The 11,588-nt window shown below is 46.1% G+C and carries 9 protein-coding genes; 5 read left to right on the top strand and 4 right to left on the bottom strand.

Annotation, left to right across the window (positions count from 1 at the left end):
• Window positions 1–18: 18 nt before the first annotated feature.
• The 3 genes from rbsB (at window position 19) to AKJ31_RS10845 (ending at window position 3,033) form a co-directional block, all read left to right on the top strand.
• Entirely contained in the window at window positions 19–897 is an 879-nt protein-coding gene (rbsB, locus tag AKJ31_RS10855) for a ribose ABC transporter substrate-binding protein RbsB (RefSeq protein ID WP_053409119.1), read from the top strand.
• Window positions 898–1,076: 179 nt separating this feature from the next.
• Window positions 1,077–1,997 (top strand): ribokinase, encoded by a 921-nt coding sequence (gene rbsK / locus AKJ31_RS10850; RefSeq protein WP_053409118.1) that lies wholly within the window; start codon window positions 1,077–1,079, stop codon window positions 1,995–1,997.
• Between the two features lie 34 nt (window positions 1,998–2,031).
• A complete protein-coding gene (locus AKJ31_RS10845; RefSeq protein ID WP_053409117.1) occupies window positions 2,032–3,033 on the top strand; it encodes a substrate-binding domain-containing protein in 1,002 nt (333 codons plus the stop codon).
• A gap of 75 nt (window positions 3,034–3,108) precedes the next feature.
• Here AKJ31_RS10845 and AKJ31_RS10840 read toward each other — a convergent pair whose 3' ends face one another.
• Entirely contained in the window at window positions 3,109–5,037 is a 1,929-nt protein-coding gene (locus AKJ31_RS10840) for a DEAD/DEAH box helicase (RefSeq protein ID WP_053409116.1), read from the bottom strand.
• 366 nt (window positions 5,038–5,403) lie between these two features.
• Here AKJ31_RS10840 and rnb point away from each other — a divergent pair, with 366 nt between their 5' ends.
• Window positions 5,404–7,407 carry an exoribonuclease II gene (gene rnb, locus AKJ31_RS10835; protein WP_053409115.1) on the top strand — a complete coding sequence of 668 codons (2,004 nt, stop codon included), beginning with the start codon at window positions 5,404–5,406 and terminating at the stop codon, window positions 7,405–7,407.
• A 563-nt stretch (window positions 7,408–7,970) separates the two neighbouring features.
• Here rnb and AKJ31_RS10830 read toward each other — a convergent pair.
• The gene (locus AKJ31_RS10830) at window positions 7,971–8,528 is read right to left on the bottom strand and encodes a YfbU family protein (protein WP_053409114.1); all 558 of its coding nucleotides are present in this window, start codon (window positions 8,526–8,528) and stop codon (window positions 7,971–7,973) included.
• A gap of 226 nt (window positions 8,529–8,754) precedes the next feature.
• A complete protein-coding gene (locus tag AKJ31_RS10825; protein WP_053409113.1) occupies window positions 8,755–9,108 on the bottom strand; it encodes a DUF3024 domain-containing protein in 354 nt (117 codons plus the stop codon).
• 157 nt (window positions 9,109–9,265) lie between these two features.
• On the opposite strand from AKJ31_RS10825, the gene AKJ31_RS10820 reads away from it, so the two are divergent.
• Entirely contained in the window at window positions 9,266–10,084 is an 819-nt protein-coding gene (locus tag AKJ31_RS10820; RefSeq protein ID WP_053409112.1) for a phosphate ABC transporter substrate-binding protein, read from the top strand.
• A 58-nt stretch (window positions 10,085–10,142) separates the two neighbouring features.
• Here AKJ31_RS10820 and malK read toward each other — a convergent pair whose 3' ends face one another.
• Window positions 10,143–11,267, bottom strand: a complete 1,125-nt coding sequence (malK, locus tag AKJ31_RS10815; RefSeq protein ID WP_053409111.1) for a maltose/maltodextrin ABC transporter ATP-binding protein MalK — start codon at window positions 11,265–11,267, stop codon at window positions 10,143–10,145.
• Window positions 11,268–11,588 lie beyond the last annotated feature (321 nt).

The raw sequence follows: 11,588 nt of genomic DNA, 5'->3' as shown, positions 1-11,588 counted from the left end.
TACACAAGGACTAACACAATGAAAAAACTCGCAACTCTTATCTCTGCTGCACTTCTTTCGTCAACTGTTTCCGTTTCAGCACAGGCGCAAGACACGATGGCTATCGTACTGTCTACGCTGAACAACCCGTTCTTCGTTACAATGAAAGACGGTGCGGAAGCGAAAGCGAAAGAACTGGGTTACGACCTAATCGTTCTGGATTCGCAAAACGACCCAAGCAAAGAGCTTTCTAACGTAGAAGACTTAACCGTTCGTGGTGTAAAAGCCATTCTGATCAACCCAACGGATTCCGATGCAGTATCGAACGCGATTCGCATGGCAAACCGTTCAAACATCCCTGTACTTACGCTGGACCGTGGCGCAAGCCGTGGTGACGTTGTTAGTCACATCGCGTCAGACAACGTAGCTGGTGGTGAAATGGCGGGTCGTTTCATCATGGAAAAAGTGGGTGAGAAAGCGAAAGTTATCCAGCTAGAAGGCATTGCGGGTACTTCTGCAGCGCGTGAACGTGGTGAAGGCTTTATGAACTCAGTAAAAGGTAGCGAGATGGAACTGCTTGCGAGCCAACCTGCTGACTTCGACCGTACTAAAGGTCTGAACGTAATGGAGAACCTGCTCGCGGCAAACCCAGATGTTCAAGCGGTATTCGCACAGAACGATGAAATGGCATTGGGTGCTCTACGTGCGGTACAAGCGTCAGGTAAAGATGTGATGATCGTTGGTTTCGACGGCACTGACGACGGTATTGCAGCGGTAAATCGTGGCAAACTAGCGGCGACAGTAGCGCAACAACCAGACCTAATCGGTGCACTAGGCGTTGAAACCGCAGCCAAAGTACTAAAAGGCGAGTCGGTTGAGCAATACATTCCAGTACCATTAAAAGTGGTGACTAAATAACTGACACCTGTTAGGGCGCTAAGCCGTCCTTAACATCGGTGTGAGCTAAATTGTGTCCTCTCCCTCGTTGTTATCTGTCGTTTAGAGGGGGAGGGCCAATAAGCTTGTGCTTTTACGAGAGCACAAACTTATTAACTGTTGAAATTGTATAAAGGTTCTAGAGAACCGAGGATAACCGTATGAATAAGTTAGTGGTTTTAGGTAGTGTTAACGCTGACCATGTTCTTCAAGTGCCTTCTTTCCCTCGCCCTGGCGAGACGCTTCATGGTCGTAATTACCAAGTTATCCCAGGTGGCAAAGGGGCGAACCAAGCGGTTGCAGCCGCGCGCCTAAAAGCAGATACCGGCTTTATCGCTTGTGTTGGTGATGATGCATTTGGCATCAATATTCGCGAAAACTTCAAAATGGATAACATCGATATCGGTGCGGTCAAAATGCAGCCCAACTGCCCAACAGGTATCGCGATGATTCAAGTTTCTGACAGTGGTGAGAACAGTATCTGCATTTCAGCAGAAGCAAACGCTAAGTTGACCGCAGAGGCGATTGAGCCGGACCTTGAGCGCATTCGTCAGGCTGACTATCTGTTGATGCAACTTGAAACACCACTTTGCGGCATCGAAAAGGCGGCGCAAGTGGCGAAGCATGCGCAAACCACGGTGATCCTCAACCCTGCGCCAGCGAAAACGTTGTCTGATGAACTCCTATCTTGTATCGACATCATCACTCCGAATGAAACCGAAGCAGAAGTGTTAACCGGAATCGAAGTTACGGATGATGTGACTGCACAAAAAGCCGCGAATGCTTTACATAGTAAAGGCATCGATACGGTATTGATCACTTTAGGCGCAAAAGGTGTTTGGTTAAGTATGGGTGGTCAAGGTGAGTTGATTGCTGGTTTCAGAGTTAAGGCGACCGATACTACTGCGGCGGGCGATACCTTTAATGGGGCATTGGTCACTGGTTTATTGGAACAATTGCCTCTAAAATCAGCCATTAAGTTTGCTCATGCGGCGGCAGCAATCTCGGTCACGCGTTTTGGTGCGCAAACCTCTATCCCTAGCCGGGAAGAAGTCGACGCCTTTCTTGCTGAGCAGGTATAGTTAGTATTTCCGCCAGTTTGAAAGAGGATATTGCATGGCAACAATGAAAGACATTGCGAGACTGGCGGGGGTATCGACCTCGACCGTTAGCCATGTAATCAACAAGTCGCGATTTGTTAGTGAAGAGATTTCTGAGCGAGTCAACAAGGCGGCTCAGGATCTTAATTATGCACCTTCCGCGTTAGCTCGCAGCCTTAAAATCAATCGCACCAAAACCATCGGTATGCTGGTCACGACCTCAACCAACCCGTTTTTTGGCGAAGTGGTGAAAGGGGTAGAGCGCAGCTGTTATCACAAAGGTTACAACCTAATTTTGTGTAACACAGAAGGCGACAATGAGCGCATGCGTGAATCGATTAATACCTTACTGCAAAAGCGCGTCGATGGTTTGATTCTGATGTGTTCTTCGTTGGAAGGTGAACGTATCGATGTGTTTGAAAAGTACCCTGATATTCCCGTTGTGGTGATGGACTGGGGACCGATGCTGTTTACCAGTGACAAGATTCAAGATAACTCACTGCGCGGTGGTTATATGGCAGCGAAGCACTTGGTGGATGCGGGACATAAACACATTGGCTGTATTACCGGACCGCTGGTTAAGCATCAGGCGCAAATGCGTTACGAAGGTTATAAACGCGCATTGAATGAAGCAGGACTTGAGTTCAATCCTAACTGGATCATCGAGTCAGATTTTGAGTGCGAAGGTGGCTATGAGTCGTTTAATAAAATGTGCGACAAAGGAACATTACCCGAAGCGATTTTTGTCTGTAACGACATGATGGCGATGGGCGTGATTCACGCGGCGAACGAGCGAGGTATTCGTATTCCGGACGACCTTTCGATTATCGGCTACGATGATATCCATATCGCGAAGTTTATGACTCCGGCACTGACTACGGTGCACCAGCCAAAATACCGTTTGGGTAAAGCGGCAGTTGAAGCCTTGTTGAATAAGTTAGATGGCGGAGAAACCGAACCGCAGGTAGTGCAGCTTGAGCCTACGCTGGTGGAACGAAAAACCGTGAAACGTATGTAACTCATTTTAAGATAACAAAAAAAGCCAGTAGCATTGCTACTGGCTTTTTTGTATTCATGTGCGCATCAGCAGGGATTAACCTTCGCTGCGACGAGTACGTCCATGACCACGTTCGCCACGGTAGTTACCACGGTGGTCACCACCACGGTTACGGTCGAAGCGACGCTCGCCATCACGGCCGCCTTCACGATTACCACGACCACCTTCACGGTTGCCACGGTAGCCGCCGCCTTCGCGGTTGCCTTCACGGTTTCCATCACGATTACGGAAACCACCTTCACGACGACCGCCATCGCGACCACGACCGCCATCACGGCGACCACGAGGCTCACGGAAATCGTTGAAGTCACAAACAACAGCATCAACTTGCTTCTGACGAATACGTAGCTTGCTTAGCTTAGTTGCTGCGTCTGAAGACATTGCTTTTGGTAGCTGAACGTAAGTTTCGCCTTGATCCAGTTTGATCGCGCCGATAGAACCTTTAGTTAGGCCTAGCTCGTTTGCTAGTGCACCAACGATGTCTTTCACTTGAACGCCTTGCTCGCGACCAACTTGGAATTGGTAAGTATCCCAATCTTGGTTGCTGTTGAAGCCACGACCGCCTTCACGACGACCGTCACGGCCACCTTCGCGACGCTCTTGACGACGTTTCTTATCACGCTCAATTGCTTCAACCATTGGGTCTTCGCCAATGTAGAATAGTGGGCGTTTGCCTTGCTGGCGCTTAAGAAGGATAGCAGCCAGTGTGGTTGCATCGATGTCTAGCGTTTCTTGCAGTTTTTCTACAAGCTCAGAGAATTTCTCTAGCGCTTTGTGTTCTTTGTCTGCTTCTAGCTCTGCACCTAGTTTAACTAGACGAGCTTCTGCAACTTTGTCACGCAGTGGAAGTTGGATTTCTTCCATTGAAGACTTAGTTACGCGCTCGATAGTGCGAAGCATACGCATTTGGTTAGTGCGAACTAGAAGGATCGCTTTACCTTTACGTCCAGCACGACCAGTACGGCCGATACGGTGGATGTAAGACTCAACATCGAATGGGATGTCGTAGTTAAATACGTGTGTAATACGAGGAACGTCAAGACCACGAGCAACAACGTCAGTTGCAACTAGAATGTCGATAACACCTTGTTTGATGTGGTCAACAGTACGCTCACGTAGAGACTGAGGGATGTCGCCGTGTAGTGCAGATGCTTTAAAGCCACGTGCACATAGCCAATCTGCTAGACGCTCAGTGTCCTGACGAGTACGTACGAATACGATAGATGCATCAGTCTCTTCAGTTTCTAGTAGACGAGACATTGCTTCGTCTTTTTCTACGCCTTTAACAACCCAGAATTGTTGCTCTACTTTATCTACAGTGTGGTTTTTACCTGCAACGTCAATGGTTACTGGTTCACGTAGGAAGCGTTCAACAATGTTTTTCAGCATTGGAGGCATAGTTGCAGAGAACAATACGCGCTGTGCAGAAGATGGAGCGTGTTCCATGATCGCTGTTACGTCGTCAACGAAACCCATGTTTAGCATTTCGTCTGCTTCATCAAGAACGAAAGTATGTACTTCGTCTAGGTGAAGGCGATCGCGGTTGATAAGGTCTTGAACACGACCAGGAGTACCAACGATGATTTGTGCGCCATTTTTAAGAGCACGCATCTGATCAACGATAGATGCACCACCGTAGATTTCTAGTACTTTAAGGCCAGAGATGTTTTTACCTAGGTTCTTCATCTCAGCTGCAACCTGAATCGCTAGCTCGCGAGTTGGAGCAAGCACGATCGCTTGTGGCTTACGTTGAGAGAAATCAACCTTGTTTAGAAGTGGCAGAGAGAAAGCTGCTGTTTTACCAGTACCAGTCTGAGCTTTACCTAGTGCGTCTGAACCAGCCATCAGGTGAGGAATAGCCGCCGCCTGAATTGGAGTTGGTGAAACGAAACCCATTCCGTCAAGAGCCGAAAGGATAGAGTCGTTAAGCGCTAGATCGCTAAACTGAATTACAGAATCTGTCATTGGGATCCTACTAATTAATGTCAACAAAAGGTCCCACGAGCTCTACCAATTCCAATACCAATCCAGTTAAATTGCTGATTCCGTTCAGATGCGGATAAGTCGTAAATCGCATCAAGCCGCTAGGGACATATATAAGGGGGCGAATTATTCCCTAAAAGCATAAGAAAAGCCAGAAAAAATTGAAATACATCACATATTTTTCTCGATAGCGGAGAATCTGTTCATATTTACGTCACATTTGAGTTACGCCAAGTGATTGATAGTTCGTTCGTGGCGATAATTCTGTCGATAGACATGGCCTCAAGCTAGCTTGGCTATAGCGGCAATGTTATAGTGTCGGCAATTTTTCCAGTAAGAAATGTAGAGATGTTCCAAGATAACCCGCTACTGGCTCAACTTAAGCAGCAAATCCAAGAGAACCTACCTAAAAAGGAAGGCACAATCAAAGCAACTGACAAAGGCTTTGGTTTCCTTGAAGTCGACAGTAAAACCAGCTTCTTTATTCCGCCACCGTACATGAAAAAGTGCTTACATGGTGACAAAGTAAAGGCGATCATCCGTACTGAAAAAGAGCGTGAAGTCGCTGAACCAGAAGAGTTATTGGAACAATCTCTGACCCGCTTTATCGGCCGAGTGAAGCTGTTCAAAGGTAAACTGAACGTAGCACCGGATCACCCTCAATTGAAAAAGTTGTCACTTAAAGCGAAAACTCGTAAGGGCATTAAGAGCGACGATTTGAAAGAAGGTGATTGGGTAGTTGCTCATCTGATTCGTCACCCATTAAAAGGTGACAACGGCTTCTTCGTTGAGATTTCAGAAAAGATCACCGACGCCGACGACAAGATTGCACCTTGGTGGGTAACGTTGGCGGAAAATGATCTGCCGAATAGCGAACCTGCGGGCATCGATAACTGGGAAATCAAAGACGACGCGGATCTTGAGCGCGTAGATATGACGCACGTTCCTTTTGTGACGATCGATGGTGAGTCAACAAAAGACATGGATGATGCGCTGTATGCGAAGAAAACTGAATCTGGCGACTTTGAGCTGACGATTGCGATTGCTGATCCAACTGCTTACATCACACCAGATAGCGACATGGATAAGGTGGCGCGCGAGCGTGGTTTCACTATTTATCTTCCTGGTCGCAATATTCCAATGCTTCCACGTGATTTAGCGGATGAACTGTGTTCGCTGATCGAGAACGAAGTGCGCCCGGCACTATGTTGTAGTGTAACAGTCAGTAAAGACGGTGTGATCGGCGATGACATCAAGTTCTTTGCTGCGAACATTAAGTCACACGCTCGTTTGGTTTACGACAACGTTTCTGACTGGATCGAAAACGGCAGCTCTGATGCTTGGCAACCAAGCAAAGACATCGCAGAAATCGTGCGTGATTTGTACGAGTTCTCTAAAGCGCGCGCTGAGTGGCGTGAGAAGAACGCAGTTGTATTCCCAGACCGCCCAGACTACCGATTTGAATTAAGCGAAGACAACGACGTCGTGGCTATCCACGCTGACATGCGTCGTAGCGCAAACCGTTTGGTTGAAGAAGCGATGATCACCGCGAACATCTGTGCAGGTCGTACGCTAAAAGCGAACTTTGATTCAGGTGTGTTTAACACTCACGCAGGTTTCAAACCAGAAAAAATCGAAGAAGTGGTGGCGCTGATCAACCCGAATGGTGAACTTCCATTTACGGCAGAATCTATCGCGACCCTAGAAGGCTTTGCTGAGCTTCGTCGCTGGCTAGCGACACAAGAAACGTCATATCTAGATAACCGTATTCGCAAGTACCAAACTTACAGCGAAATTGGTAATCAACCATTGCCGCATTACGCGATGGGTCTAGACCTGTACGCAACGTGGACGTCGCCAATCCGTAAGTACGGTGACATGATTAACCACCGTATGCTAAAAGCACATGTATTAGGTAAAGAGCCAGTACAAACTGCAGATGAAACCGTGGGCGAAGAGTTGGCTCTGCACCGCAAGCACCACAAGATTGCAGAACGTAACGTAGGCGATTGGCTGTACGCGCGTACTTTGGCGGGCGAAGTTGAAAAAGGCACTGTGTTTAACGGTGAGATCTTTGATATCTCTCGCGCTGGCGCTCGAGTCCGCCTATTAGAAAACGGTGCTGCAGCGTTTATCCCTGGCTCTTTGATCCTTGCGAACAAAGAGCGTTTGGCGTGCGATGGTGAAGCGGGCATGATCTCTATCGACAAAGAAGTAGTTTACCGTTTGGGTGATGTGCTTGAGGTTGTACTGAACGACGTAAACCAAGAGAACCGCAGCATTGTCGCTAAGCCTGTTCAAGTGTTTGAAGACGTCAAAAAGCCCGATCAAGCAGAAGCTACGGCGGAATAGTACCAAGCCAAGTAATGCTAAGGCCGCTAGAGATAGCGGCCTTTTTGTCATAAACATCTGACATAAAACGCCAGACAACAAGAATCGGACTACATACATTCGCTTTGAGGTCGTTTACTCTAATCTTGCTTCATAAATAGCAATAGAAGTTTATTTTCGACAATGTATTGTTGGTGTTAGGCTCGTCGTAATCTTAGGTATGGCGAGCATTTTTTTGTCTGCCGATCAGCATCTCGCATTTGTATTCCTACATTTTCCCGTCATTTTAATTTCTGTTTGTCATGATAATCTGACAAAAAAGATCTTAGACCAAGAATCCGACTACATACTTTGGTTTACGCACTGTTTTATTATTGCTCCGACACTAAGTCATAGATAACTGATTATTAAATAGCACATTTTTAGCGATTGCTCGTTATATCCTCAATATAGCGAGCGTTTTTTTGTCCGTAATTTTGTGTCTTGAAGAGTTCGGGGAGTCGGTGAGTAATCAGCGGTGAGAGGTTATAGGCTAAATAAAAAGGCCGCATTACGCGACCCTAGCAAACTGAAATTATTTGACGTTAGTAAATATGATTTAGGTATAGCATTTCATGTAATACGCTAGCGATCTCTTCGACTCCTATTTGGTTCCCGTACATACTCGCTTGTTTTATTTTCTCGTAGACAACCAGCATCCGCTTGTAGCCGTCTATTGATGGAGCATACGAGTTAAAGCTTCTACCTTTAAATTCTTGAAAAAGTTCGAGTTCCTCCACGATACACTGCGTGATCTCCATATATTCGGTTTCGTTGTTGCCATCAAAACCCTCAAATTTGGGGTTGCTCCGCAGTGGCTTAATCGCCCGTGTGAGTTTTGTTTTGTCCTCTTCACTGAGCAACGAACAGTGATGTTCTATGAATCTCCACATTTCTAAGATTTCAAATACATCGTTTACTTTCTCAGGCAATTCACGGCTTTTTGAAAAAATACTGGGATACCTAAAAGAAATGCTCCAACAGTGATTGTTATAAATAGCGGTCTTGATAAAACTAGGGTCGATATCGCCTTTTACCTCCAAATGCTCATATAAGTCAGCCAACATTAACGCATTCAATTTTTCACCTTCCGTTAGTACCATGCCTTCCTCCTACTCAAGTGATTTGGCATTCTTGCACATAGTAAAATGATGTGATTGAAGTGGTATCACTAATTTGAAAACTAAGGATTACTTAATTTGCTTTCTGTGTAATAGATAAAAAATCTCGAAAAACAAAAATTAAAGTAGGAACTTTGGAAATATGACAAAGTTGTCATGTTTAATGTTTTTATTGATTTAAGGAAGTGTGGAAATATCAACGCGGTGGTTAATCTTCCCAGAATATCGCTTTAGGATCTTTATCGACTTCACGCATGATGGCGGTCAAATCGTTACTGCTGGCTAAAAACGGGTAGGGCAGCCAATCACCGCTGTTGTCGGCGTCAGCCATAAAGAGATCCCAGCGGCTCTTGTTGGCATTCCATTCCACTTTCGCGACCCGGTTTAGAAATTCTCGATGAGTGGAGTCGAGTAGGAAGTGTTCTTTAATAAACACCACGCCGTGGGGCGTCACTTCATAGCTCGCTTTACCGAGTTCGGCAGGCACGCTTTGGTTACGCTGCTGACAAATGAGTTGAGCACGGCTTTCGACTTGTCTTTGTAGCAAACTCACAACACTCATATTGGCTCCCAGTAAATATACTCTAAGCATAGTATTTAATGGATATTTCGCTGTCTGTATAGCCTTTCACAAAATTGTAATCTAACCGCAATATGATTAGCCAAGTCTTAGGGTCCGTCGCCCCTAGTGTTATACCCAAATAAATATGGAGAAAATTATGGTCCGTGTTGCGGTAGCTGCGCTGCTCTCTTGGTCATTTGTGGCTCAACCTGCGCTTGCTGCAGAAGTGAATGTTTCCGGCTCTACCTCAGTAGCACGAGTCATGGATGTTTTGGCCGAAACTTATAATGCTACTCATCCAGACAGCTACGTCGCCGTTCAGGGTGTGGGTTCTACCGCCGGCATTACGCTGGTGAAGAAAGGCGTTGCTGATATCGGCATGAGTTCTCGCTACCTAACGGAAAGCGAAAAGGATGAAAGTTTAGATACCACTCTTATCGCGTACGATGGTCTTGCGGTGGTGGTGAACAAGTCTAACCCGGTTGAAAACATCAGCCGCGAGCAATTATTTGATATCTACAAAGGTAAAATCACCAACTGGAAACAGGTCGGTGGTAATGATCAATCTATTGCGGTTGTTACCCGTGAAGCGTCGTCAGGTTCTCGCTACAGTTTTGAAAGCTTAATGGGATTAACGAAAGTCATTAATGATCGTTTGGTATCAGATATTAGCCAAGACAACCTTGTGGTGAACAGTAACAGCATGGTGAAAACCATTGTGAACCACAATAAACAAGCGATCGGCTTTATCTCAATGGGTTCGATTGACCAGTCGGTTAAACCTATCTTGTTTGAAGGTATTGAGCCAACGAGCAAAACCATCTCAAGTGGCAAATATCAGCTAGCGCGTCCTTTCCTTGTGGTTTACCTGCCTGAACGCGCTGATGATGACACTAAATCTTTTATTCAGTATTTGAGCAGTAAAGACGCGGAAAAGCTGATTGAAGAATACGGCTACACGCCAGTGAAAAAATAAAACCATTCACAAAAAAAAGCCCAGCATCTTGCTGGGCTTTATCGATCTTAGTAGCGGATTATTCGTTATCGAATTCAACGCCTTCTTCTTTGAATAGTCGTTGACACGCTTTGCCATCGCTGTGGAACAAGTGGCAGCGGTACGCCGGGATACCAACGGCAAGCTTGTCACCTGTTTCTACCGCTAGCGTATCTGGTTGGCGGTAAATCATGTCAGCGTCTGCCGCATCAATGTGCATGTAAACTTGTGTTTCGTTACCCAGTTTTTCAACGATGTTGATTTCACCTTCGATGGTTGCATCACCGTCGTTTGCTGGAACTAAGTGTTCAGGGCGGATACCTAAAGACATACGTTCACCTTTAGTGACCGTAGTGCCATCAACTGGAATCCAGAATGTGGTGCCGTTCGCCAGTTGTACCATCACGCGCTCTTTCTCAACCGCTTCAATGAACACACTCATAAAGTTCATTTTTGGTGAGCCGATAAAGCCTGCCACAAAACGGTTTTGAGGGTAGTGGTAAAGCTCAAGCGGTTTACCCACCTGAGAGACGAAGCCTGCATCCAATACAACGATCTTGTCCGCCATTGTCATTGCTTCGACCTGATCGTGGGTTACGTAAATCATGGTACAACCCAGTTTGCGCTGCAGTTTGGTGATTTCTGAGCGCATTTGTACACGAAGTGCGGCATCTAGGTTAGACAACGGTTCATCGAGCAAGAAAACCTGTGGTTGAGAGACTAAAGTACGGCCGATCGCCACACGTTGACGCTGACCACCCGAGAGAGCCTTAGGTTGGCGTTCGAGTAAGTGGCTCAGTTGCAGAATTTCTGCAGCGTGTTCAACACGTTTGTTGATTTCCGCTTTGTCTGCTTTGGCCAGTTTCAATCCAAATGACATGTTGTCGTGTAGGTTTAAGTGAGGATAGAGCGCGTAAGACTGGAACACCATGCCCACGCCGCGTTTAGACGGTTCTACGTCATTCATGCGTTGTTCACCGATGTAAAGGTCACCAGAGGTGATGTCTTCCAAACCTGCAATACAACGTAGTAGGGTGGATTTACCACAGCCTGACGGACCAACGAAGACCACAAATTCGCCTTCTTGGATGTCTAAATCAACGTTCTTTGAAATTAGAACATCGCCGTAAGCTTTACATACATTTTTTAACGTGACACTCGCCATCTAGCTCGCCCTCGATTCAATAATTTTTATATTTTTACTGCCTTTCATTATATGAATTATTGCTCGGACAGTAACAGTAGGAATTTGGTAAGGAATGGATTGTTTATAGTGGTAAGAAAATTTGGGTGACGGATTACTCACATCACCCATCAAAGCCAATCAAGAGTTTGCCTCCCCCATATTCAATAAGCACCTCCCCCGTTAAATGTCCGGTCCAAAGACCCAATCAATACGAATGCTTATTTCATAACGGCAAACCCTGCGGCATTGCAAACCAGTATTGCGTTTGGCAGTAGACCAACGTGACCACTGGAAAGGGTT

It is taken from the genome of Vibrio hepatarius (assembly GCF_001274785.1).
GTDB classification, from domain to species: domain Bacteria; phylum Pseudomonadota; class Gammaproteobacteria; order Enterobacterales; family Vibrionaceae; genus Vibrio; species Vibrio hepatarius.
Note: the sequence above shows the minus strand (reverse complement) of the source record. Positions and strands in the feature narration are given on the sequence as shown.